Here is a 23,644-nt window from a genome sequence, read left to right as displayed (position 1 = left end):
AAAGATCATGCTCAAATTATTCAGCTGCTCGCCTGCGGAGCCGGCGGCGGTGCGACCTGCCGCCGGAACAGGATGCGCTGGTAGAGCCAGCCGATCGCGACCAGCACGACGCCGAGGCACATGAACGACAGCGCGCGGTAGACGCCTGTCAGTGTCGACATGTCGATGACGAAGGCCTTCAGGATCGTCAGTGCGATGACGGCAGCCGAGGCCAGCCGTGCACGCTCCGAGTTGACGAGAATGCCGACGCCCAGCAACAGCACGCCGAAGGCGAGCCAGCCGATCGAATAAGTGTATTGCTCGGCGCCCGTCGTCCCGCCGGTCGAGAGGATCGGGCCGTGATAGAAGCGGCGGATCTCCAGCGTGACATAGGCGAGCGCGAACACGAGCGCGCCACCGGCGATGGTGTTGGCGTAGACCTTGCCACGCTCGCCGACCACCGCGTAGGACAGCAGCAGCATCAGCACCGCCGGCAGCGCATAGCCGAGCAGCAGCAGGTTGAACACGGCGCCGCCGACGTCGATGCGCCAGATCAGCGGGTTCTCCAGGATCAAGAGGCCGAACACGCTGATGAGCCCGCCGATCGCCGTCAGCACGACCGCGCCGACATTGTGCACGATGCTGCGGCTGCGCAGCCGCAAGCGCTCCAGCCCGATCGCCATCGCGAGCGTGACGCAGACTTGCAGCGCGAATTCGAGCAGCGACGGCGGCGAGGTCATCCGGCCGTTGGTCGCAAAGTGCCGGATCTCCATGAAGGCGAGCAGGGCGGTGAAGAGGATCGCCGCGGTCTCGACCATGCGCAGCGGCGCATCGTCGGCGCGGCGGCGCAGGAAGATGCTCGCGGCCCAGAACGAGGCCGCCGGCAGGCCATAGCCCCAGAGCAGCCAGTTGAAAATCGGCGTGGTCCCGACGGCGTCGCCGACGATGCGCGGATCATAGCCGATGCGCGCGGTGACGATGCCGGCGAAGATGGCGGCGAGCCAGCGCAGGAACGGGATCGGCCGCTGCATCGAGATCCAGGCGGTGCCGAGCGACATCAGCGCCAGCGCGATCGTCAGCCAGCCCTTCTCCAGCGCGAAGGTCAGCGCCAGCGCCAGCGCTCCGAGCGTGCCGGTCGCGAACAGGGCCGTGGAGACGGCGACGCCCGGCCGGGTTTCGCGGCGCGTGAGCGCTTCGGTCGCAGCACCAAAGGCGGCTGCGAGCAGCACCGCGAGGATCGCGAACGGGATCGAGCGGTCGAGATGGGCGATGCGGGCGTAGAGCGCGATGAGGATCGCGATCGGCGTGGCGACGGCTGCGGCCGACCACACCACGGGAATGATTGCCGAGTTCGAGCGGCCCTGCGCGAGGAAGCCGGCAACGCCGAAACCGATGGCGAAGATCGCGGCCATCAGCAGATGCAGCGTCACGGAGCTGTCGATCGCGGTCGGTCCGATACCGGACATCGCGCCGCCCGGCAGCACCAGCATGTCGGGATTAGCGCGCACCGCCCATTCGGCGAACACGATGAAGACGGTCGCTGCCGCCGCGCCGAGCGCGCCGGTGGCCGCCGGCGCACGCCAGGCGACGAGAAGCGTCGCGCCAACGAGAAGCGTGAACGCGATCAGGGCCAGATCCGCATGTGCGCTCGACAGTACGATCAGCATGGCGCCGAACAGGTAGGCGCCGAGCGAGCTCGACGAGACCGGCTCGATCTCGCCGTCCTCGATGCTGGGGCCGAACATGAAGCCGCAGACGACGAGCAGCGCGGCGAGCACGAAGCCTGCGATGACGTGGAAGGCATGCGGCGCGACTTGCAACTCTTCGCTATCCAGACCCGGGAAGATCCAGAGCACGGCAAAGGCGATCGTCGTGACCGCGAGCCAGCGCCACAGCCGGATGCGCGCGAGGCCGAAGCTCGCGGCGGTGACGATGGCGAGATAGATGTAGAGCGCCCAGTAGTCCGGCTTGCCGCTGGAGACGAGGAGCGGCGTCACGAAGGCGCCGACCACGCCGAGGCCGGCCAGCGCCGGCCCATGCAGCAGCGCCGCGGCGAGCGTGCACATGGCCACGATGCCGAGCAGCACGAAGGCGGTCGCGGGCACGAGGAAGCCGTAGAGCGCATAGGCGGCATAGATGGTCGCGAACGCCACCGCCGTACCCGCGGCGGTGAGAATCGCCGGGATGTTGGCGATCGGCAGCGCCTGGATGTTGGAAATGCTCTCCTTGCGCCGCGACCACTCGCCGGCCCCGAGCAGCGCAGCTGCGAACAGGCCACCCAGGAACACGCGCACGCCGGGGCCGAGCAGGCCGGCCTCGATCGAATAGCGCACCATGAAGAAGCCGCCGAGCGCGAGCGCAAGGCCGCCGATCCACACCACCCAGCGGGTGCCGAGCTGCTCCTCGAAGCCGGGCGCAGCGGCCGGCACGGGAGGTGGTGCGGCAGCCGCAGGGCCCGCTTCGAGCGGCGGCGGTGAAAGCTCTTCGGTGACGAGTGGAGGCGGTGCCGCTTCGGCTTCGGGTGCAAGCGGCGGCGGCTCGGCGGCCGTCGTCGCGGGCGCAGGCGCTGGCTCCTGCACCGGCATGAGCGGCGGCGGCTGCACCTGCCGCTGCGCGTAGAACATCTCCTCGAGCGAATTCAGTCGCCGGCGCAGCTCGGCCGCCTGGCTGGAGGCCTTGATCGCGATCAGGAAGGCGGCGATCGCAATGATCCACGCAAAGACGTCAAACGGGCCGTCGAACATAAAGCCTCCAGGCGACCGGCGGGCAGGGGCCGGTCACGTAGTATGTCGGGTTAGCGCCGGGAGCGCACGCGCAAGCCCGGCGCGGGCCGCTCCTGGAGCACGTCGCGGCGGAAGCGATAGAGTGCCGCCGGCCGTCCGCCCGTCTGTGTCGACATCACCCCGGTCGGTTCGACCAGGGCTTCCATTTCGACCAGGCGGCGGAAATTCTGCTTGTGCAGGTGCCGGCCGGAGATTGCCTCGACCGTATGCTGCAGTTCGGTAAGTGTGAATTCGGGCGGCAAAAGTTCAAAGACGACAGGACGATACTTCAGTTTTGCACGCAGCCGCGCGATCGCCGTGGCGAGAATCCGGCGGTGATCGAACTGCATCGAGGTCCCGAGCGGGGGAAGCGTCTTGCGCGCTAATGCCGCAGGGCGGCCGTCGCGCCGCGCCTCCTCGACCAGCCCGGCCTCATACAACAGCTCGTAGCGGTCGAGCACGCGCTCCTCGTCCCAGGCCGCCCCGTCGAGGCCGAAATAGAACCGCACGCGATCCTTGCGCGGGAGTGCGCGCGTCGTGTCCGGGGTCTCCTCCGCCGCCCATTCGGTCAGCGCCGGAATGATGTCGCGGGCGATGATCGCGGGCGGCTCCTCGCGCCGGTCTTCCCAGGGAAAGAAGCGATACCATGGCGCGAAGCTCGCCGCATTGGCTGCAAGCTCGCCGTCGACCGCGCGCGTCAAGGCGAGATAGCCGATCGACACCATATGCGCGCCGGTGTCGCCGGCCTCGGCATGGCGGCCGCGATCACCGAATGTGTAGAGCTGCTCGACATAGCCGAGCCGCAAGCCCGCCTGTTCCTCGACCCAGGCGCGCAGGCCGATGTCGAAGGTGCGATGCGCGAGCGCGTCGAACGGGCCGAACGGCAGACCGGCAAGCCCGTCACTGCCGCGCGCGGTGAGGATGAGGGGCTCATGCCCCTCGATCGCGACGATCGCCGCGGTCAGGCCGATCTCGATCGGCGTCAGCAGCTTATCGCTCATGCGATGATGATCGAGGAAGTTGCCACAAACTCGTCATGCCCGGGCTTGTCCCGGGCATCCACGTTCTTCGTGTCGCGAGAAAGTTCGTGGATGGCCGGGACAAGCCCGGCCATGACGACGTGGATGCGCCTGCGCATCAAAGTGAGCGCGGCGTTGCGGCTGCTATCCGACTCTCGCCTCATTCGAGCTCGATCACGAAGGGACGGCCTTCGACCATCATCGCGCCCGGGCCGATCTCGTCGAGCGCGCGCAGCATGCGGCCGTTGCGTCCCAGGGCGCGGTCGGCAAGGCCGACGATGCGCCGGTTCGGCGAGGCGATCGGCGAGGCCGCGCGGATCTTCCTGGCGATCTCGAGCTCGTCGCGGTTCGGATTGAGCGCGCAGACCGCCGCGAACGCGCTCGCGGTGGAGCGGCTGATGCCGGCATAGCAATGCACCACCAGCGGCGCGCTACGGTCCCAGCCGCGCACGAAGTTCAGCACCTGATCGATATGGGTCTCGGACGGTGCGGTAAAACCATCCATCTCCTCGGTGATGTCGTCCATCGACACCTTGAGATGGTTGGCGGGCAGCACGGACACCGGCCGCGCCACCTGCTCGACATTGGCCATCACGGTCAGCACGTGGCTGGCCCTGGTGAGGCGGACGGTTTCGGGAAGCGCGGCGAGGGAACAGACGTGGATCATGGCGGACCTTTTTGCCGCGATTATAGCCGGTGCCGTAGGGTGGGCAAAGCGAAGCCTCACCGTCGTCCCGGACAAGCGCAGCGAAGCGGAGCGCTGATCCGGGACCCATAACCCCCAGGAGCGGTTTGACGAAGACTCGTGGTTGCCAGTTTTGCGCCGCAACCGCACCCCGTGGTTATGGGTCCCTGCTTTCGCAGGGACGACACCGGAGTTACGGGCGCCACCGATTCACGACAATGCCTACGCAAACACCGCGCCAAACCGCTCCAGAAACTGCTTCTCGGCTCGCGCCGCCGTCCAGGGCGTAAGGTAGTCGCGCCGGACGCTGTCGGAGAGGCCGGGATCCTTGCCGAACAGGCGCCGCGCCTCGCTCTCGCTGAAGCCGGCAAGCTCGGTCGCTTCCAGATAGGCTGCCCCGCGATCGGCGGCCTTGATCGCCAGCGTGACCTCCTCAGGCAGCACCGGCGGCAGGCCGAAGCGGATGTGGATGGCGCCGAGCAGGCGTTTCTCCACCGCCTTGTAATGGCCGTCGAGCACCGCCTTGAACGGCGAGATCATGTCGCCGATGACATATTCGGGCGCATCATGCAGCAGCGCCGCGAGCCGCATGCGCTGGTCGACCCGCGGCATCTCGTGCCGCATCACGGTCTCCACCAGCAGCGTGTGCTGGGCGACCGAGAAGATGTGCGTGCCAACGGTCTGCCCGTTCCAGCGCGCGACGCGCGCCAGCCCGTGCGCGATGTCGGCGATCTCGACGTCGAGCGGGGAGGGATCGAGCAGATCGAGCCGCCGGCCCGACAGCATGCGCTGCCAGGCGCGGGACGCCACGTCGCGTGCAGTCTTCTTGGCCGTCATTTGACCTTGAGGCGCGGCTGGCGCTGCGTCTTGCTGCAGCTGGCGTGACAGTGGCAGTCGACGAGGTGGTCGTTGACCATGCCCGTCGCCTGCATGAAGGCATAGACGATGGTCGGGCCGACGAACTTGAAGCCGCGCGAGGACAGCTCCTTCGAGATTTGCACCGACAATGGCGTCGAGGCCGGCACGCTCGCGGTGGTCTTGAAATGATTGACGAGCGGCTTTCCGCCCATGAAATCCCACAGCAGCTGCGAGAAGCCCGGGCCTTTCTCCATGATATCGAGATAAGACTTCGCGCTCGCGATCGTGCCGTCGATCTTGGCGCGGTTGCGTACGATGCCGGCATCGTTCATCAGCGCGTGGACCTTCTTGGCATTGTAGCGCGCGATCTTTTCCGGCTGGAAATCGTCGAAGGCTTTGCGGAAATTGTCGCGCTTGCGCAGGATCGTGATCCAGGACAGGCCGGCCTGGAAACCGTCGAGGATCAGCTTTTCGTACAGCGCGCGGTCGTCATATTCCGGCACGCCCCATTCGGTGTCGTGATAGGCAACGTAGAACGGGTCATCGCCCGGCCAGGGGCAGCGGGTCTTTCCGTCGGGATGCAGGCGAGGGGCTCGGCTCATGCGGTGGGCTGCTTCGCAGGAATACGGACGACGTCAGGTTCTGCCAGCTTCAAGGCGAGGCCGCCTGCGGTGAGGGGTTGGCCGGCATCGAGCGCGTCGGCGACACGGTCGATGCGCACCAGGGCAATGCCCTTGCCGCCGGATGTCGAGCCGATGGTGCCGACCGGCTTGTCGCCGGCGAGAATGGTCGCGCCGGCTTCGGGCGAGGGACCGTCGAGCAGTACCTTCACGCTGCGGGTGCGCGCGGTGCCGCGATGCTGCATGCGCGAGACGACCTCCTGGCCGACATAGCAACCCTTGTCGAAATCGACGCCGGCAAGGCGGTCCATGTTGGTCTCGTGCGGGAACGCATCGCTGTACATGAAATCGAGCCCGCCGCGCGGCACGCCGAGCGCGATGCGGTGCGCCTCGTAGTCGGCCGCATCGACCAGCTCGGCGCCGATGAGGTCGGAGAGCTTCTGCTTGAGATCTTCGGGGATCAGGATGCGATAGCCGAGCGTTTCGTTGCGTGGATCGGCGAAGGCAAGATCGGGCTGCGCCGCAGGCTGGCCGTCCCAGGCGGCGAGCACGCCGAAATCGAGGTTTTCCACCGTGACCTTGGCGCGCAGCTTGTAGAATTTCAGCTTGGTGGCGAAGCTCTCGGCCAGCGCCTTCGGGCAGTCGATCAGGAACCCGCCGCCGTGACCCGCGGGGACTTCCGTAATCAGGAAATCCACGATGATCTTGCCCTGCGGCGTCAGCAACGCGCCGAATCGCCCCAGCCCCGGTTTCAGCCTGTCGAGGTCGGTCGTGACCAGGCCGTTGAGGAAGTTGCGCGCATCCTCGCCCGCGACCTTGACCACGCCCCGGTCGGGAAGAAACGCTGATTTCATGCGAAAATCTCTTGCGACATGTTGCTCCGGAACGTAAGCCCGCGAGGCATAAACGACAAGACCTCGAGCCCTGCGCTTGGGGATGACAAGGGCCTTCAGCCATGACCCAGCGTTTCGATGTGATCCTCAAAGGCGGCACCGTCGTCAACCAGGACGGCGAGAATGTTCGCGATATCGGCATCACCGGCGGCCGCATCGCCGAGCTGGGGCCGTTGTCGCAGGCCTCGGCCGCGGAGGTCATCGACTGCAAGGGCCTGCACATCCTGCCCGGCGTGATGGACACGCAGGTGCATTTCCGCGAGCCCGGGCTGGAGCAGAAGGAAGACCTCGAGACCGGTTCGCGCAGCGCCGTGATGGGCGGCGTCACCGCCGTGTTCGAGATGCCGAACACCTCGCCGCTCACCGTGACTGAAGCCACCTTCACCGACAAGGTAAAGCGCGCCCATCACCGCATGCATTGCGATTTCGCCTTCTTCATCGGTGGCACCCGCGAGAACGTGCAGGACCTTCCGGTACTGGAGCGCGCGCCGGGCTGTGCCGGCGTCAAGGTGTTCATCGGCTCCTCGACCGGTGCGCTGCTGGTGGAGGACGATGAGAGCCTGCGTCGCATCTTCCAGGTGATTCGCCGCCGCGCGGCCTTCCATGCCGAGGACGAATACCGACTCAACGACCGCAAGTCGCTGCGCATCGAGGGCGATCCGCGCTCGCATCCGGTGTGGCGCGACGAGACCGCGGCGCTGATGGCGACGCAACGCCTCGTCAAGCTCGCCCACGAGACCGGCAAGCGCATCCACGTGCTGCACATCTCGACCAAGGAAGAGATCGAGTTTTTGCGCGACCACAAGGACGTCGCCTCCTGCGAGGCGACGCCGCACCATCTCACGCTGGTTGCGCCCGAGTGCTACGAGCGGCTCGGCACGCTGGCTCAGATGAACCCGCCCGTGCGCGGCGCCGATCACCGCGCCGGCATCTGGCGCGGCATCGAGCAGGGCATCATCGACGTGCTCGGCTCCGACCACGCCCCGCATACGATGGAGGAGAAGCAGAAGACCTATCCGGCTTCGCCCTCCGGCATGACCGGCGTGCAGACGCTGGTGCCCCTGATGCTCGATCACGTCAACGCGGGCCGGCTTTCTCTGGCGCGCTTCGTCGATCTCACCAGCGCCGGCCCCGCGCGCCTCTACAACATGGCCTGCAAGGGCCGCATCGCCGCCGGCTACGATGCCGATTTCACCATCGTCGATTTGAAGCGCAGCGAGACCATCACCAACAAATGGGTGGCGTCGAAAGCCGGCTGGACGCCTTATGACGGCGTCCGAGTCACCGGCTGGCCCGTCGGCACCTTCATCCGCGGCCGCCGCGTGATGTGGCAGGGGGAGCTGGTGACGGCCTCGCAGGGCGAGCCGGTGCGGTTTCTGGAGACGCTGAAGCAGTAGGAGTAGGTCAAGCCTCTCCCTCTGCTGTCATGCCCCGGCTTGACCGGGGCATCCGCGGCGATAGTTGGCTGATACGGCTGCTGCCTCTGGAACACTGGATTGCCCGCCTTCGCGGGAAATGACAGTGTGCCACGACGCACAAGCTCAAATTGGGAGAGGTCCAATGTCCCAGCCAGCCGCTCTCATATCGACCGAGCAGCTCGCCGCCATGCTCGGCGATCCCAACCTGCGCCTCTACGACTGCACGACCTACAACGAGCCTGTTCCGCCCGGCAGCGACGTGCCGTACCGCGCAGTCCCCGGCGACAAGACGTTCGCGGCCGGCCACATTCCGGGCGCCGATTTCCTCGACCTGCAGGGCGAGTTCTCAGACGCTTCAGCGCAGCAGTTCTTCATGATGCCCGATGTCGCCCAGCTGGAGGCCGCCTTCGGCCGCCACGGCCTCGATGCGAGCAAGACCATCGTGCTCTACAGCATCGGCACGATGATGTGGGCGACGCGGTTCTGGTGGATGCTGCGCTCGCTCGGCGTCGATGCCCATGTGCTCGACGGCGGTCTCGACAAATGGAAGGAAGAGGGGCGGCCGATTGAGACAGGCGCGCCGAGGGGATATCCGGCCACCGCCTTCAAGGCCGCGCCGCGCGCGGGCTTCTTCGTCGGCAAGACGACGGTGAAGGCGCGGATCGGCGATCCCTCGACGGTCATCGTCAACGCGCTCGGGCCGCAGTTTCATCGCGGCCTCGAGCCGAGCCGCTACGGCCGGCCCGGCCGCGTTCCCGGCAGCGTCAACGTATCAGCCGCAACGCTCGTCAACGCCGACAAGACGCTGACCAGCCTGGCGGACGCCGAAGCGAAATTCACGGCCCAGGGTGTCACGCGCGACAAGAATGTAATCTGCTATTGCGGCGGCGGCATCTCGGCGACGATCGACCTGTTCCTGCTGACGCAGCTCGGCTACGACAGACTGACGCTCTACGACGCCTCGATGGGCGAATGGGCGAGGGATCCGGCGCTGCCGATCGAAACGGACTAGGTTTGGGAAAAGTCTGGAACCTTTTCCCCCGGCCGGCATCCAATGTCCGGAACCAATGGAGATAAGGTGCCCGCCATGCCAGGGACCGCAGCCGGCCTGTCCGCCGGCCTCAGTACGTCGGAATCCGAGCTGATCGAGCGCGCGCGGCGCCGTGACGAGGCTGCGCTCCGCGAGATCATGCAGGCCAACAACCGCAGGCTCTATCGCCTCGCCCGCGGCATCCTGCGCAGCGACAGCGAGGCCGAGGACGTGGTGCAGGAAACCTACGTCCGCGCCTTCACACATCTCGACGGTTTTCTGGGTGAAGCCGCGCTGTCGACCTGGTTGTCGCGCATTGCGATCAACGACGCGCTCGGACGCTTGCGCAGTCGGAAGCCGCAGGTCGAGCTGGGATCGGTGCCGGAGGCAACGCTGGAAGCACAGATCATCCAGTTTCCCCTTTCGTCCGCCGCAACCGATCCGGAAAAATCCATGGCCCAACGCGAGATCCAGCGCGTCGTCGAACACGCGGTCGATGAATTGCCCGACGTCTACCGCATGGTCTTCATCGCGCGGGTGATGGAGGCCATGAGCATGGAGGAGACGGCCGGGCTGCTCGGCATCAAGCCGGAGACCGTCAAGACGCGGCTGCACCGTGCGCGTACCCTGCTGCGCGAGAACGTCGAGAAGAAGATCGGCCCCGTCGTGATGGACGCGTTTCCGTTCGCCGGACAGCGCTGCGAGCGCCTCACCGAGGCGGTGCTCAGGCGCCTTGGCGTCGGGGCGTAATTTTTCGGGGAACGTTTGCTCGAAACTCGCATCCAATCCCTGTGAAGCAACGCGCCGGCCAGCGTCCGGCACCACAGGAGTATCGAGCCATGTTCACCCGACGGAGCGCGGCGATCGCCGCGGCAATTCTGTTGTCTGGCCCCGCGCTGCTGCAAAGCGCCGGCGCAGCCGACAAGCCCACCGATCCCCAGATCGCCCACATCGCCTACACCGCCGGCGTGATCGACATCAACGCCGCCAAGCAGGCGCAGAAGAAGGCACAGAACAAGGACGTCAAGGCGTTTGCCGAGGACATGCTGCGCGACCACGAGGCGGTCAACAAGCAGGCGCTCGCGCTGGTCAAGAAGCTGAACGTCACCCCTGAAGACAACGACACCAGCAAGTCGCTGTCGAAGCAGGCGAGCGACAAGCTGGCCGAGCTCGACAAGCTGGACGGCGCCGCCTTCGACAAGGCCTATGTCGCCAACGAGGTCGCCTACCACAAGGCGGTCAACGGCGCGCTGGAGACCCAGCTGATTCCGTCCGCCAACAATGCCGAGCTGAAGAGCCTGCTGCAGACCGGCCTGAAGATCTTCCAGGGACATCAGCAACACGCCGAGCACGTTGCGGCCGAGCTGAAATAGGGGAGGCAATGATGCCGGAGCGACTGGCTTCGATCGCCATAGCACTTGTCCTTGCGGCGATGGTCGCCCCGGCGCGCGCCGCGACCATCGAGATCACGATGGAGAACCTCGAGATATCTCCGGCCGATGTGTCGGCCAAGGTCGGCGACACCATCAATTGGATCAACAAGGACGTCTTCGCCCACACCGCCACGGCGAAGAATGGCGATTTCGACGTGACATTGCCGCCGAAGAAATCGGCGACATCGGTTCTGAAGAAGGCCGGAGTGATCGACTATTACTGCCGCTATCATCCCAACATGAAAGCGACGCTCAAGGTCGAGCCGTGAGGGGAGGGAGCAGGTTCCTGATCGCCGCGGGAACATCTCCCGGCCGCCGCGAGACTAATGCTTGTCCGCGGCAAGCGGCTTCCGTGCGATAAACGCGGCAGACTTCGCGAAGGCTTTCGCCAAATCCGTTCGCAAAGTCATTCATCCGTTGACTGGCCCCGCCCGCGTGGCGGGGTCATTTTCGTGACGAGGGATTACTGCCTTGCGAGCGTGACCGAGAACTCGCCGTTGCGGATGCGGCCGGGAAAACCCTCGACGAACTTGGCGACCGCGTCCTCGCCGTAGGTGCCGACGAGTTCGGCGAAGGCCGCAAACAGGCTCGCCTGTGCAAGGCAGTCGCCGTCGACGCCCTCATGGCGCGCTTCGGCCCAGGCCTCGTTGAGATAACTCAGTGCGGCCTGCTTCTGCTCGTGATCGGGCAGCGGCGCGCGGTCGGGGGCGTAGGAAATCGGCTGGCTCATGAAACTCGATCGGGGCTGGGGCGCGATCCACGGCGATGCGCTGTGCGAGAGGTGTAGCACGCGCATTAACGACCGCTAGGCCACATCTTTAAGAACGGTTAACGGCTGTGTACAAAGTCGATGACAGGGTTCCAGCCACGCTGTCATTCCGGGGCGCGCGTAGCGCGAACCCGGAATGACAGTGGAGAGAACCTAGTTCGCGTAGCGCGCCGTGAGATCCCGCGAGATCTTCGAGCCTTCCTCGATGTAGCGGCGGATCGCGACGGTGGCGGCGGGCGTGCAGCTCCGATAGGTCTGCTGAAAGCCGTTATAGCCGCGGTTGAAGCCGGCGATCATGCGGGTGCGGCGCTCCCCGGAGGGGGTTTCGGCATCGATCAGCGCCTGCATCTCGTTGCGCCATTTGTTGCCCTCGTTGGACCCGCAGATGCCGCGCAGATAGTGCAGGCCGCCGAGAATCTCGGCCAGCCGCTGCAAATCGGCGTCGAACGGCGCCGCCACGTCCTGGGCCCTCGTGGGCCCGGAGGCGCAGGCGAGAATCAGGGCAAAAATGGCCAGAAATCGCGTCGACATCGGCGGGGTGTATGCCCCGTCGGGGCCGGGGAAGCAAGGTGAGCCACACGGGCGGTGCACTCCCTCCTCCGCTCGCGGGAGAGGTGGAGCTCGCGGCGCCAGCTAGGCTCCAATCAGCCGCGCAGCGGACTGAATGACCTCTTCCAATCCTCCGGTCAGCTTGAGGTCTCCGAGGTCCGCCAGAGCGTCGGGGGCGATCCAGCGGTAGTCGTCGAGCTCGTCGTTCAGGACCGGCTCCCGGGCCACCCAGCGGGCGGCAAACGACATGATCAGATAATGGCCGGCGCCGGCCGCCGCCGGCAGCACCTCGCGCCAGCCGGCGAGGCCGACGATCGCGATGTCGAGCCCGGTCTCCTCGTCGACTTCGCGGCTCAGGGCCTGGTGCAGCGATTCGCCGAATTCGACCCGGCCGCCCGGTAGCGAATAGAAGCCCTTGGCGGGCGAACGGGCGCGGCGGGTCAGCAGCACCTTGCCGTCGCGGAAAATGGCGGCGCTGACGGCGAGCTGGGGATGGGTGGGCTGGACGACGGCAACCACAGCTCAGTTCGCCATGATGGTGTCGACGTCGGCTTCCGCCCCGCCATTGATGATGCCGCCGCAGGCGGCGATCAGCGGCTTGACCCAGAGCGTGGCCTGCTCGGCGAGGCGGACGCGGGTCGTGTCCTTCTCGACCTCGCGCATGGCCGAGCCGACCGCCGTCAGGATCGAGGTCATGGTATCGGTGATGTGGTCGAACTGGGCGCGCACGTTGGGGTTGGCCTTCTCATAGGCCTCGATGGCCAGGTCCCGCGCCTTGAAGTTCGATGCCGTGAAATGCTCGGCATAGGACAGCGGCGACCAGGTCAAGAAATCTTCCGCGCATTCCGGCATGTCCGGAACCATTTCCAGCAGCATCACGGCTTCATTGAAATGGTTGAGATAGTCGGTGGCAAGCCCGGTCCGCGGGCTGATATTGGCCACGCGCAGCCGCTCGGCCCAGTCGGCGGCCTCGGGGCCCGTCTGTGCATGCGTCCGCGCGGGTTGGGAGGCCGTTGAGCTCATCTGCCGCAGTGTTAACGTTCGGGGTTAAAAGGACCTGAACGGACCCTATATAGACACCTTGGGATGTGTGGACGCTTCGTCATAACTTCGGCCCCCGCGGCTTTGCGGCAACTGTTTGGCTACATCGAGCAGCCGAATTTCCCGCCCCGGTACAATGTGGCCCCGACACAACCGATTCCGGTCGTTCTGGCCGAGAACGGCGCGCGGCATTTTCGCCTGATGCGCTGGGGCCTGTTGCCGGGCTGGGTCAAGGACCCCAAGGGCTTTACGCTTTTGATCAATGCGCGCTCCGAGACGGTGCTGGAGAAGCCCGCCTTCAAACGCGCGATTCGCCGGCGGCGCGGCCTGATCCCGGCCGATGGCTATTACGAATGGAAGGTGGCGGACGGCCGCAAGCAGCCCTTCTTCATCCACCGCGCCGACGGTGCGCCGCTCGGCTTTGCCGCATTGTTCGAGACCTGGGCCGGGCCGAACGGTGAGGAAGTTGATACGGTCGCGATCGTCACGGCCGCGGCGGGCGAGGATCTCGCCGCCCTGCATGACCGCGTGCCCGTCACCATCAGCCCGCGCGATTTCGAGCGCTGGCTCGACATCAGGGGCGACGAGGTCGACGCGATCCTGCCGCTGATGACGGCGCCGCGCATCGGCGAATTCGCCTGGCACCCGGTCTCCACCCGGGTCAACCGCGTCGCCAATGACGACGATCAGTTGCTGCTGCCGATCAGCGCGGAGGAGATGGCGGCGGAAGCAGAGGCGGCGAAGCCAAAGAAGGCGGCGCGGAAAGCGGCGGCGTCATCTGATGACGGGCAGGGGTCGTTGTTCTAGCCAAGCTGGCGCCATTCACTCCGCCGTCGTCCCGGACAAGCGCGCCCAAAGCGCGCGCAGATCCGGGACCCATAACCCCAGGGAGAAGTTGTGGCGCGGGCTGATAACCACGAGTCTTCGCCAAACCCAATCCTGTGGCTATGGGTCCCGGATCTGCGCTGACGCTTGTCCGGGACGACGGCCGAGTTTTTTTGTTGGAGCGTCACACAATCTCCCGTGCCTTAAGCGCCGCGATCTCCGCCGCATCAAACCCCAGCTCGCCCAGCACCGCATCGGTATCGGCGCCGAGCTCCGGTGCCATCCGGTCCAGCCTGCCGCCGCCATGGGCGAGCTTGAAGCCGCTGCCGGCAAAGCGCAGCTGTCCGTAGGGCGTATCCAGCTGCTGAATCGCGCCGCGCGCCTTGATTTGCGGATGGTCGATCACCTCCTCGACCTTCCAGATGCTGGCGCAAGGCGCGCCGGCGTCCTCCAGGATCGTTTCCCATTCGCGCGCCGGTTTTGCCGCCAGCGCCGCTTCGATGATGGCGCGCAGCGCGGGTTCGTTCTCGTTGCGGGAAAACCAGTCGGCAAAGCGCGGATCTGACAGCGTGTCCTCGCGGCCAAGCGCAGCCATCAGCGCGCGGTACTGCTTCTCATTGTTGACGGCGAGCAGGATGTGGCCGTCGCCGCACTTGAACAAATTCGCCGTGGTCCTGCGGCTCACCGCCTGATTGCCCGAGAGCTGTTGGCGATGGCCGGCAACCGACCAGTCCGCGATCTGTCCCGACAGAAACGCCATCGTCGCCTCCAGCATGGAGACATCGACGAACTGCCCCTTGCCGGTGCGGTCGCGCTGATACAGCGCGCTCGACACGCCGAACGCGGCGGTGGCGCCCGACAGCACGTCGCACACCGCAAAGCCGGCGCGCGTCGGTCCCGTCTGGGGATGGCCGGTGATGGCCATGATGCCTGACAGCGCCTGCATCTTGCCGTCATAGCCAGGCCGCAGGCGATCCGGGCCGGTCTGGCCGAAGCCGGACACCGCGCAATAGATCAGTTTTGGATTGATCGCGGACAGCGCTTCATAGCCGATGCCGAGCTTGTCCATCACGCCCGGGCGGAAATTCTCCATGACGACGTCGACCTGGCCCGCAAGCTTCTTCACGATCGCGATCGCCTCCGGCTTCTGCAGATCGAGCGTCAGGCTGCGCTTGTTGCCGTTGACGGCTTGGAACGCCGGCGCGAGGCCGCGCTCGGCCCATTCTCGTGAGAGCGGCGTGCGACGCATGTCCTCGCCCTCGCGCCGCTCGACCTTGATGACATCAGCCCCCAGCAGCGCGAGCTGGTAGCTCGCATAGGGGCCGGCCAGCACTTGCGTGAAGTCCAAAATCTTCACGCCCTCGAACGGTCGCGTCACGTCGCTCTCCCCTTTTTGATTATCGTTATCGGAGGACGTCAGGCGGCGCGGTTGCCGCGCGCGATCTCCTTCTGCTTGTCGAATTCGGCGCGGCGGCGCGCCAGCTCTTCCGGCGAAAGCTGGGCGACGTTGTTGTAGTCGAGCTTCCAGGAGGCGTCCTCGCTCCAGCGCAGCGGCGACTGCATCGTGGTCTGCGGACCGCTCGCGCTCTCCAGCAGCTTGAGCGCCAGCTCGAGCGTCTGCGCCTGCGAGGCGACGTCGTGCGGCTTGCCGGCGGAATTGCCGAGCGGGAAGTCGGAGAACAGGAAGCGCGGAACGGCGGCGTGCTCGATGATGTCCTTGGCGCAGCCCATGATCACGGTCGGGATGCCGTTCCGCTCCAGATGCCGCGCCACCAGCGCGGTGGTCTGGTGGCAGACCGGGCAGTTCGGCACCAGCACCGCGACGTCAACCTTGTCCGCAAGGCAGCGCGCCAGGATGTCCGGTGCATCCGTGTCAAGCGTGACGCGATGGCTGCGGTTGGTCGGGGCGCCGAAGAAGCGCGGGGCGACCTCGCCGATGCGGCCGGCGGCGGACGCCTTCAAGAGCTGCGGCAACGGAAACCAGGTGCCGTTGTCGGTCGCCGAGGTGTGCTTGCGGTCGTAGCCGATATGCGAGATGCGCAGATCGTGCTCTTTCGACGTGTCGCCGTCATAGACCTGGTAGAACTTTGCGCCGCCATTATACGCCGCGCCCGGCCCCTGATCGCCCTTGCTGGGATCATACGGCGCAGCGGTCGTGATGATGGTCACGCGCGACTTTGCCAGCGGCTTCTTCAGCGGCTGAAACGGCGCCTCGGTGTAATGCGCCCAGCGATACGCGGTGGTGTAGCCGATCGCCGCGTAATAATCGCGGGTGCGCTGCATGTAGGGGACGGGGGAATCATAGTCGGGCGCAAAGCCGAATTCGTCGTCGCGCGGCGCGGACATGGCGCGTCTCCTGGTTCTTGGTTGGCGACAGACTAGAGATAGTTTTGTGGTTGCTCAACGGGGGCAAGGGGGGCGCAGGCCTGAATTGCAGAATGAGGTGGGGCGGCGCCTCTGACCCTTCACTGGAGGGGGAGGGTAAGCAAGCTCACCTGAACACGTGCAGCGCCACATATTGCAGCAGCATGATCGCCTTGGCGTCGATGATGCGGCCGTCGGCGATCATCGCCAGGGCCTCGTCGATCGAAAGCTCCAGCACCTCGATGTCCTCGCCCTCGTGCTCCAGGCCGCCGCCGTCGCTGACCCGCATCGAAGGCTCGTACTCGGCGACGAAGAAATGCAGCTTCTCGGTGATGGCGCCGGGGCTCATGAAGGCCTCGAACACCTTGTGGACGTGGTGCAGGCGATAGCCGGTCTCCTCCTCGGCCTCGGCGCGGATGCGCTCTTCGGGCTCGGCGTTGTCGAGCACGCCGGCGGCGGCCTCGATCAGGAGATCGTTGTAGCCGCGGATGAAGGCCGGCAGGCGGAACTGGCGCACCAGGATCACGGTACGCCCAGCGCGGTTATACGGCAGCACGGCGGCGGCGTTGTCGCGCTCATAGGTCTCGCGGTGCTGCGTCTGCCACTCGCCGCTGGCGCGCCGGTACTCGAACGTGGTGGTCTTCAGCGTGGTCCAGCCGTCCGAGAGCACGCGGACGTCCTTGATGCGGACGCGGTCGGAAATGGTCATTTGCCTGATCTCAGTTGCTTGGCGTGGCGGAGCGGCCGTCGAGCCACTTCTGGAACATCACGGATGTCGATAGCTCGAAGCCCAGCGAGCCGTAGAACGCATTGGCCTGCGCGTTCTCGCGGCGGACGAGGAGCTGCAGCTTCGAAATTCCGGCGGCGCGCAGCCAGTCCTCGGCCGCGGCCATGATGACGCGGCCACGGCCGCGCTTGCGGCCGTCGGGGTCGACCGCGACGTAATAGACCCAGCCGCGGTGGCCGTCATGGCCGACCATGACGGTCGCAACGATCGCGCCGGCGTCGCGCCCGACCAGCACGGTCGAGTTATCGCGCCGCCGTGCCAGTGCGATGTCGGCATGCGGGTCGTTCCAGGGCCGTGTCAGGCCGCAGCGCTGCCACAGCGCGACGACCTCTTCGACATCGGCATCCCCGATGGCGTCGATCGCAAGCGGAGCCGGCGAGAACGACGCGCTCACAGCACCTTCCCCGGATTCATGATGCCAAGCGGATCGAGCATCGCCTTGATGGCGCGCATCAGCTCGATCGCGGTCTTGTCCTTGACGTCGGGCAGCTCGTCGCGCTTGAGCACGCCGATGCCGTGCTCGGCCGAGATCGATCCGCCCATGCGCAGCACGATCTCGAACACGACGGCGTTCATGTCGTGCCAGCGCGCCAGGAAGTCCGCGGTGTCGGCCCCGATCGGCTGGCTGACATTGTAATGCAGATTGCCGTCGCCGAGATGGCCGAACGGCACCGGCCGCGCGCCCGGGATCAGCTTCACCACGGCGGCGTTGGCTTCCGCGATGAATTCAGGCACCGCGGCGATCGGCACCGAGATGTCGTGCTTGATCGAGCCGCCCTCCGGCTTCTGCGCCGACGACATCTCCTCGCGCAGCTTCCAGAAATTGTTGCGCTGGCTGAGGTTGGCCGCGATCACGGCGTCGTCGACGATCTCCTCTTCCATGGCGCGGGCGAGGATCGTCTCCAGCGGCGTGCGGGCGTCGTCGCCGGGAGACGACAACTCCATCAGCACGTACCAGGGATGCTTCTCGCTGAGCGGATCGCGCACGTCGATGCCGTGCCGCACCGAGAAATCGACCGCCATCTCCGACAATAGTTCAAAACTCGTCAGCGCATTGGCGGCCTCGCTCTGCGCGATGGTCAGCAGCTTGAGCGCCGCCGCCGGCGACTTCAGCCCGACATAGGCGGTCTCGATCGCCCGCGGCTTCGGAAACAGCTTCAGCGTCGCCGCCGTGATGATGCCGAGCGTGCCTTCGGCGCCAATGAAGAGATTGTGCAGATTGTAGCCGGTGTTGTCCTTCTTCAGCTTCGACAGCACGCCCAGCACGCGCCCGTCGGCGAGCACGACTTCCAGCCCCAGCGCCATCTCGCGCGCCACGCCATAGGCGAGCGCCGCGGTGCCGCCGGCATTGGTGGAGAGATTGCCGCCGATGGTGCAGCTGCCTTCGGCGCCGAGCGAGAGCGGAAACAGCCGGTCGACGTCGGACGCCTTCGCTTGCGCGATCTGCAGCACCACGCCGGCTTCGACCGTCATGGTGTTGGAGGCGGTGTCGACTTCGCGGATCTTGTCGAGCCGCCGCAGCGACACCACCACCTCGCCATTATGCGGCGTCTGCCCGCCGACGAGCCCGGTGTTGCCGCCCTGCGGCACCAGGGCGATCTTGTGTTCTGAGGCGAGCTTGCAGATTTCGGAAACCTCCGCCGTCGAGCCCGGGCGCAGCACCAGCGGCGAGCGGCCGTGGAACAGATTGCGCTCCTCGGTGACGTAAGGCTCGATGTCGGCTGCATCGGTGATCGCGTGCTTGTCGCCGACGATCTTGCGGAATTGGTCGATCAGTTCGGGCGCAAGTGGAGGGATCGCAGGCTTATTGATGTTCATTGTCTCGTCTCTACTTCGCTCTTGATCTTTTGCGCATGATCTTATCGGAAAAACCGCTACACACTTTTCGCCAACGCGGCCCTTCGGGTCCGGATCATGCGCTATCTCGCCACCGCAGCCCGGCGCAGCCGGTCATTGATCGCTTCGCCCAGATCGTCTTCGGGGATCGTCATCACCGCGATGGCCCGTGGCCCCTTCGCATCGAGGGCGCGAAGATAGCCGAACAGATTGGCGGCGGCTTCATCGAGATCACCGGTGGGCGACAAATTCATGACAGCGACGGCCGCATCGACGCCAGGCAGGCGCTCAGACCCAAACGCCAGCAGCGCTTCGCCGGGCGCAACGTCCTGCGCGCGAAGCCGCACGCTGGCGCGCGGCGCGTAATGCGAGGCCAGCATGCCCGGTGCCAGCGGCTGGCTGTCGTCGCTCTCGGCCTCCACCGGCAGCCGGGCCAGGGGGGCGCCCAGCACAGCCTCGATCCGCTCGCGCGACAGCCCGCCGGGGCGAAGCAGCATCGGTGCCTCGAGGCAGCCGACAATGGTCGATTCGACGCCGACCGTTACAGGCCCGCCGTCCACGATCAGGTCGATCCGCCCCGACAAGTCGCTCTCGACATGGGCCGCCAACGTCGGCGAGACGTGGCCGGAGATGTTGGCGGACGGCGCCACCACGGCGCCGCCGAAGGCGCGGAGGATCGCCTGCGCCACCTTGTGCGCGGGAATGCGAATCGCGACCGTGTCGAGGCCCGCGGTGGCGAGCTCGGCCACCGCGCAGCCCTCCGTCTTCGGCACCACCAGCGTCAGCGGTCCCGGCCAGAACGCTTCCGCGAGCCTCAACGCGCGCGCGTCGAACCGGCCGATCCGCCGCGCGGCGGCAATGTCCGCCACATGGGCGATCAGCGGATTGAACGCCGGCCGCCCCTTGGCGGCGTAGAGATGGGCGATCGCGGCGGCATTGGCCGCATCCGCCCCGAGCCCGTAGACGGTCTCGGTCGGAAACGCGACCAGCCCGCCGGCGGCCAGCGTGCGGGCCGCGGCCTCGGCGCCGGCCGCGCCGGCCGGTAAAATCAGCGTTTCAAGACCCGTTTTCACAGGGACAAAATTCCTCATGCCGGCCGCTTGCAGTGCGCCGAACCCGCCGCTATAAGCCGCCTTCTTGTCGGAGTGTGGCTCAGCCCGGTAGAGCACTGCGTTCGGGACGCAGGGGTCGCAGGTTCGAATCCTGCCACTCCGACCATTCTTCCAAAAGTCGACGTTTTCCAGAGGCTTGGCGGACCGGCCGCCGGCGCCTCGGGAGCGCCTTTTTGCAACGATTTCGGGATCGGGTCCACGGCCGATTTGGCCGGGCAGGGCGGTCTGTTGCGGCGGCATGGCTTGTTGCAGCCCATGGGCCGGACCCGACCGACCGGACGGCTCGGCATTCCCCCAGCAGCCCCTTTTCCGCGCGGCGTTCCCCTCGGGCGCCGGTCGCGCGATATGCTACCTAGCGATATCGTCCCGGTCCGGAGCCCAGATGCAAACTCCTCGTCCAGCTCTGCTGCGGCACACGCTGACGGGCGCTCTCGCGCTTGCGGCGATCGCGGCGGTGGGCTGGCTGGCCTACGTTCTCGCGCTGGATGCAGGGTTCGCGCGCATGCAGCGGGAGGGCAATGACCGGCTTGCGCTGATTGCAAGCACCTTCGACGCGACCGTCGCGCGCTATCGCTATTTGCCGGCGGTTCTGTCGCTCGCCGATCCCATCCGCGAGCTCTACCGCGATCCCCATGACGCATCGGCGACCGCCGCCGCGAATCGCTACCTCAAATCGCTCAACCAGGGAGCTCGATCGGCCGAGCTGTATGTCCTCGACAGCACCGGTCTCGCTCTGGCGGCGAGCAATTTCGACCAGGATTCGAGTTTCGTCGGGCACAATTACGCGTTCCGCGCCTATTTCGTGGACGCCATGCGCGCCGGCGAGGGCCATTACTACGCCGTCGGCGCCACCACGGGACAGCCCGGCTATTTCCTGTCGCATCGGATCGTGGAGGGCGGCAAAACCCTCGGTGTCGCCGTGGTCAAGATCGATCTCGGTTCGCTCGAGTCCGACTGGGCGCGGGCGGGCGACCTCGTGGCGATGGAGGACGAGAACGGCGTGATCTTCCTCGCCAGCCGCGAGGACTGGAAATATCGTCCGCTGCTCCCGGTGCCGGCGGAGCGGCTCGCAGAGCTGAACGCCGCACAGCAATTCGGTCAGGCGATCGACGCCGCTCCAATCTTCGTGCCCGAGCGCGATCGGCAGCGCATCCAGATCGGTCGCGCGCGCGGTCGCGGTAATGCCGAGCTCGGGGAATACGCCCTTCAGGTCCATCCGCACGACCAGGGCTGGAAGCTGCTCCTGTTCTCGGACGTCGCGGATGCCAAGCGCAGTGCGGCGACCGTCGCGATCGCGAGCGTCCTGGCTCTCGTCGCCGCGCTGCTGGTCGTGCTGGTTGCCTGGCAGCGGCGGCAGGCCGTCAGGGCGAAGCTCGAGGCGCATGACGTTCTCGAGCGGCGCGTGGCCGAGCGCACGGAAGAGCTGCGCCGGACGATGGAAAGCCTGGTGCAGAGCGCCAAGCTCGCGAGCCTCGGCCAGGCGCTTGCCGGCGTCGCGCACGAGATCAACCAGCCGCTCGCGGCGCTGATCACCTATGTCGCGAGCAGTCGCGTCCTGCTCCGCCGCAACGAGGTCGATCGCGCGGCCGCCAACCTCGACCTGATGTCTTCGATCGCCGAGCGCATGATGGCACTGATCGATCACCTGCGCATGTTCGCGCGCAAGGAGACCGGGACGCGCAGCGCCGTAGAGCTCGCGCCTGTCATCGACAATGCGGTCCGCCTGCTGCAATACCGCATCGACCACGAGCATATCGAGGTGGTGCGCGAGGCGCCTGCCGAGCCGCTCCATAGCCTTGCCAATCCGATCCGGCTCGAGCAGGTCGTCGTCAATCTGCTGTCGAATGCGATCGATGCGATGCGCGATTGCGAGCGGCGGGTGCTCCAGGTCCGGCTCGGCCGCCGCGACGACAGCGCTGTGATCGAGGTCGGCGACACCGGCGCCGGCATCGTACCCGAGCACCTCAAATCGCTGTTCGACCCGTTCTTCACCACCAAGGAGATCGGCGAGGGGCTTGGCCTCGGGCTCTCGATCTCGTACGGAATCGTCAGGGAGTTCGGAGGAGATATCTTGGTGGAGAGCGCGCCGGGCAAAGGCTCGACTTTCAAGGTCGTCATTCCGGTCGTGGATGTCGCGCCGGTTTTCCAGCAATCGGAACTGCAGGCATGAGCGGGTCCTTGCTCGTCGTCGACGACGAGGAGATCGTCCGCAATTCGGTGCGGCAGTGGCTGGAGCTGGGCGGGTTCACGGTCCGGGTTGCCGCGGGCGCGGACGAGGCCATGCGCCTCGTGAAGGAAACTCCGCCCGACGCCGTGCTGACCGATTTTCGCATGCCGCAGCGATCCGGGCTCGAGTTGATGCGCGACATTCGCCGCGCCGATCCTGATATTCCCGTCGTGCTCCTGACCGCGCATGGCGACGTGCCTCTGGCGGTCGCTGCGATGCGCGAGGGCGCCTACGATTTCCTGCAGAAGCCTCATGATCCCGAGCTGCTCTCGGCAGTCATGACCCGCGCGATCGAGCGGCGACAGTTGAAATTGCAGCTTCGCCAGCTCTCGGATCGCCTCGCCGCGCCTGGCGAGATCGATGCCCGCCTGATCGGCCTGTCGAAGCCGATGGTCGCGGTGCGCGCCAGCGTGCTCGAGCTCGCCGGTCACGATCGCGACGTGATCGTCACCGGCGAGACCGGAACCGGCAAGGAGGTGGTGGCGCGGGCCCTGCACGATTTCGGTCCGCGCGCGAAGGCGCCTTTCGTTGCCGTGAACTGCGCCGCGATCCCGGCCGAATTGTTCGAAAGCGAATTGTTCGGCCATGAGGCCGGCGCCTTCACCGGCGCACGGGGCGCCCGCATCGGAAAGTTCGAGCACGCGAGCGGCGGCACGCTGTTGCTCGACGAGATCGAAAGCATGCCGCTTCCGTTCCAGGCCAAGATCCTGCGGGCGCTGCAGGAGCGCGCGATCGAGCGGGTCGGGTCCAACAAGCTGCTGCCGGTCGACGTTCGCGTCATCGCGGCAGCCAAGGGTGATCTCGCGGCCGACAGCCGCCAGGGGCGCTTCCGCTCCGACCTTTACTTCCGTCTTGCGGCGGCGGAGGTCCACCTGCCGGCGCTGCGCGAGCGCGGCAATGACGTCCTGCTGCTGTTCGAGCATTTTGCCGCCGCTGCCGCCCAGGGCGCGGGCCGCACGATGTCGCCGCTGCGGGCGGACGATCTCGATGCGCTGCTCGCCCATGACTGGCCTGGCAATGTGCGCGAGCTGAAGAACGTCGCCGAACGCTATGCGCTGGGACTGGTCGCGACCGGTCGCAGCGTCGCCGAGATCCTTCGACGCGGCGAACCGGGAGCGCCGCAGCGGTCGCTCGCCGACCGTGTTGCGGCCTACGAGCGTGCGCTGATCGAGGCCGCCTTGCGCGAGCATGACTGGTCGATTGCCGCCGTCACCGAGGAGCTCGGCGTGCCGCGCCGGACGCTGAACGAGAAGATGGCGAAATACGCGCTGGCGCGGCCCGGCCGCAGGGAGCCCTGAGCCGGCGATTGATCGGCGGAAATCCGCCGATGTCGACATTCGCATCGGCGGATTCTTGCCGACGCTCCCGCCCTCGCGTGGCCGTCCTCCTCAAAACTGTGCAATTTACGGCAATTCCCACCCGTTTTTGCGTGCCGCT

At 66.5% G+C, this 23,644-nt stretch carries 25 protein-coding genes and 1 tRNA gene; 9 read left to right on the top strand and 17 right to left on the bottom strand.

What is annotated here, in order from left to right; translation table 11 throughout:
- Window positions 1-20: 20 nt before the first annotated feature.
- The 7 genes from XI03_RS20285 to ygfZ form a co-directional block, all read right to left on the bottom strand.
- Complete coding sequence (locus XI03_RS20285) at window positions 21-2,723, bottom strand: DUF2339 domain-containing protein (protein ID WP_271593033.1); 2,703 nt, start codon at window positions 2,721-2,723, stop codon at window positions 21-23.
- Between the two features lie 50 nt (window positions 2,724-2,773).
- Window positions 2,774-3,742, bottom strand: coding sequence for an NUDIX hydrolase (locus XI03_RS20280; protein WP_038972109.1), 969 nt, complete (start codon window positions 3,740-3,742; stop codon window positions 2,774-2,776).
- Window positions 3,739-3,924, bottom strand: a complete 186-nt coding sequence (locus tag XI03_RS20275) for a hypothetical protein (protein ID WP_038948266.1) — start codon at window positions 3,922-3,924, stop codon at window positions 3,739-3,741. Before XI03_RS20275 ends, XI03_RS20280 begins: the two co-directional genes overlap by 4 nt.
- A complete protein-coding gene (locus XI03_RS20270) occupies window positions 3,921-4,427 on the bottom strand; it encodes a tyrosine phosphatase family protein (protein WP_028141638.1) in 507 nt (168 codons plus the stop codon). The genes XI03_RS20275 and XI03_RS20270 overlap by 4 nt, the downstream gene beginning before the upstream one ends.
- Before the next feature lie 240 nt (window positions 4,428-4,667).
- Window positions 4,668-5,282, bottom strand: a complete 615-nt coding sequence (locus XI03_RS20265) for a YfbR-like 5'-deoxynucleotidase (protein WP_104465681.1) — start codon at window positions 5,280-5,282, stop codon at window positions 4,668-4,670.
- Window positions 5,279-5,905, bottom strand: a complete 627-nt coding sequence (locus tag XI03_RS20260; protein ID WP_271593032.1) for a DNA-3-methyladenine glycosylase I — start codon at window positions 5,903-5,905, stop codon at window positions 5,279-5,281. Before XI03_RS20260 ends, XI03_RS20265 begins: the two co-directional genes overlap by 4 nt.
- Window positions 5,902-6,777 (bottom strand): CAF17-like 4Fe-4S cluster assembly/insertion protein YgfZ, encoded by an 876-nt coding sequence (gene ygfZ, locus XI03_RS20255; RefSeq protein WP_271593031.1) that lies wholly within the window; start codon window positions 6,775-6,777, stop codon window positions 5,902-5,904. Before ygfZ ends, XI03_RS20260 begins: the two co-directional genes overlap by 4 nt.
- Window positions 6,778-6,878: 101 nt before the next feature.
- Here ygfZ and XI03_RS20250 point away from each other — a divergent pair, with 101 nt between their 5' ends.
- The 5 genes from XI03_RS20250 to XI03_RS20230 all read left to right on the top strand — a co-directional run bounded on the left by XI03_RS20250 (window position 6,879) and on the right by XI03_RS20230 (window position 10,966).
- Entirely contained in the window at window positions 6,879-8,213 is a 1,335-nt protein-coding gene (locus XI03_RS20250) for a dihydroorotase (RefSeq protein ID WP_271593030.1), read from the top strand.
- A 163-nt stretch (window positions 8,214-8,376) separates the two neighbouring features.
- Complete coding sequence (locus tag XI03_RS20245) at window positions 8,377-9,246, top strand: sulfurtransferase (RefSeq protein WP_271593029.1); 870 nt, start codon at window positions 8,377-8,379, stop codon at window positions 9,244-9,246.
- A gap of 75 nt (window positions 9,247-9,321) precedes the next feature.
- On the top strand, window positions 9,322-10,014 hold the full coding sequence (locus XI03_RS20240) for an RNA polymerase sigma factor (RefSeq protein ID WP_271593028.1): 693 nt from the start codon (window positions 9,322-9,324) through the stop codon (window positions 10,012-10,014).
- An 89-nt stretch (window positions 10,015-10,103) separates the two neighbouring features.
- Window positions 10,104-10,637, top strand: a complete 534-nt coding sequence (locus XI03_RS20235) for a DUF4142 domain-containing protein (RefSeq protein ID WP_271593027.1) — start codon at window positions 10,104-10,106, stop codon at window positions 10,635-10,637.
- An 8-nt stretch (window positions 10,638-10,645) separates the two neighbouring features.
- Window positions 10,646-10,966: a cupredoxin domain-containing protein gene (locus XI03_RS20230; RefSeq protein ID WP_028141630.1), complete on the top strand. Its 321-nt coding sequence runs from the start codon at window positions 10,646-10,648 to the stop codon at window positions 10,964-10,966.
- Window positions 10,967-11,160: 194 nt separating this feature from the next.
- Here the strand turns inward: XI03_RS20230 and XI03_RS20225 are convergent, their stop codons facing one another.
- The 4 genes from XI03_RS20225 to XI03_RS20210 all read right to left on the bottom strand — a co-directional run bounded on the left by XI03_RS20225 (window position 11,161) and on the right by XI03_RS20210 (window position 13,038).
- A complete protein-coding gene (locus tag XI03_RS20225; protein ID WP_018323382.1) occupies window positions 11,161-11,427 on the bottom strand; it encodes a hypothetical protein in 267 nt (88 codons plus the stop codon).
- A gap of 192 nt (window positions 11,428-11,619) precedes the next feature.
- The gene (locus XI03_RS20220; protein WP_028141629.1) at window positions 11,620-11,997 is read right to left on the bottom strand and encodes a TIGR02301 family protein; all 378 of its coding nucleotides are present in this window, start codon (window positions 11,995-11,997) and stop codon (window positions 11,620-11,622) included.
- A gap of 102 nt (window positions 11,998-12,099) precedes the next feature.
- Window positions 12,100-12,534 (bottom strand): NUDIX hydrolase, encoded by a 435-nt coding sequence (locus XI03_RS20215; protein ID WP_212476684.1) that lies wholly within the window; start codon window positions 12,532-12,534, stop codon window positions 12,100-12,102.
- Window positions 12,535-12,537: 3 nt separating this feature from the next.
- Window positions 12,538-13,038 (bottom strand): hypothetical protein, encoded by a 501-nt coding sequence (locus XI03_RS20210; RefSeq protein ID WP_271593026.1) that lies wholly within the window; start codon window positions 13,036-13,038, stop codon window positions 12,538-12,540.
- A gap of 63 nt (window positions 13,039-13,101) precedes the next feature.
- Between XI03_RS20210 and XI03_RS20205 the strand changes: the two genes are divergently transcribed.
- Entirely contained in the window at window positions 13,102-13,863 is a 762-nt protein-coding gene (locus XI03_RS20205) for an SOS response-associated peptidase (RefSeq protein ID WP_271593025.1), read from the top strand.
- Between the two features lie 202 nt (window positions 13,864-14,065).
- Here the strand turns inward: XI03_RS20205 and XI03_RS20200 are convergent, their stop codons facing one another.
- From XI03_RS20200 to XI03_RS20175, 6 genes are all read right to left on the bottom strand, one after another.
- Window positions 14,066-15,259: a CaiB/BaiF CoA transferase family protein gene (locus tag XI03_RS20200; RefSeq protein WP_271593024.1), complete on the bottom strand. Its 1,194-nt coding sequence runs from the start codon at window positions 15,257-15,259 to the stop codon at window positions 14,066-14,068.
- A gap of 38 nt (window positions 15,260-15,297) precedes the next feature.
- The gene (locus tag XI03_RS20195) at window positions 15,298-16,227 is read right to left on the bottom strand and encodes a glycine reductase (protein ID WP_028141624.1); all 930 of its coding nucleotides are present in this window, start codon (window positions 16,225-16,227) and stop codon (window positions 15,298-15,300) included.
- A gap of 145 nt (window positions 16,228-16,372) precedes the next feature.
- Window positions 16,373-16,954, bottom strand: coding sequence for an NUDIX domain-containing protein (locus tag XI03_RS20190; RefSeq protein ID WP_028141623.1), 582 nt, complete (start codon window positions 16,952-16,954; stop codon window positions 16,373-16,375).
- A 10-nt stretch (window positions 16,955-16,964) separates the two neighbouring features.
- Window positions 16,965-17,426 carry a GNAT family acetyltransferase gene (locus XI03_RS20185; protein WP_028141622.1) on the bottom strand — a complete coding sequence of 154 codons (462 nt, stop codon included), beginning with the start codon at window positions 17,424-17,426 and terminating at the stop codon, window positions 16,965-16,967.
- Window positions 17,423-18,850: an FAD-binding oxidoreductase gene (locus XI03_RS20180; protein ID WP_271593023.1), complete on the bottom strand. Its 1,428-nt coding sequence runs from the start codon at window positions 18,848-18,850 to the stop codon at window positions 17,423-17,425. Before XI03_RS20180 ends, XI03_RS20185 begins: the two co-directional genes overlap by 4 nt.
- A gap of 101 nt (window positions 18,851-18,951) precedes the next feature.
- Window positions 18,952-19,941: an L-threonylcarbamoyladenylate synthase gene (locus tag XI03_RS20175; protein WP_271593022.1), complete on the bottom strand. Its 990-nt coding sequence runs from the start codon at window positions 19,939-19,941 to the stop codon at window positions 18,952-18,954.
- A gap of 68 nt (window positions 19,942-20,009) precedes the next feature.
- Between XI03_RS20175 and XI03_RS20170 the strand changes: the two genes are divergently transcribed.
- The 3 genes from XI03_RS20170 (at window position 20,010) to XI03_RS20160 (ending at window position 23,505) form a co-directional block, all read left to right on the top strand.
- Window positions 20,010-20,086, top strand: a tRNA-Pro gene (locus tag XI03_RS20170).
- Window positions 20,087-20,362: 276 nt separating this feature from the next.
- Window positions 20,363-22,150, top strand: coding sequence for an ATP-binding protein (locus XI03_RS20165; protein ID WP_049806750.1), 1,788 nt, complete (start codon window positions 20,363-20,365; stop codon window positions 22,148-22,150).
- Window positions 22,147-23,505, top strand: coding sequence for a sigma-54-dependent transcriptional regulator (locus XI03_RS20160; RefSeq protein ID WP_038951195.1), 1,359 nt, complete (start codon window positions 22,147-22,149; stop codon window positions 23,503-23,505). The genes XI03_RS20165 and XI03_RS20160 overlap by 4 nt, the downstream gene beginning before the upstream one ends.
- The last annotated feature ends 139 nt before the right edge of the window (window positions 23,506-23,644 follow it).

This window comes from Bradyrhizobium sp. CCBAU 65884 (genome assembly GCF_028128835.1).
Taxonomy (GTDB): domain Bacteria; phylum Pseudomonadota; class Alphaproteobacteria; order Rhizobiales; family Xanthobacteraceae; genus Bradyrhizobium; species Bradyrhizobium ottawaense.
This window is presented reverse-complemented; position numbering and strand designations above follow the sequence as displayed.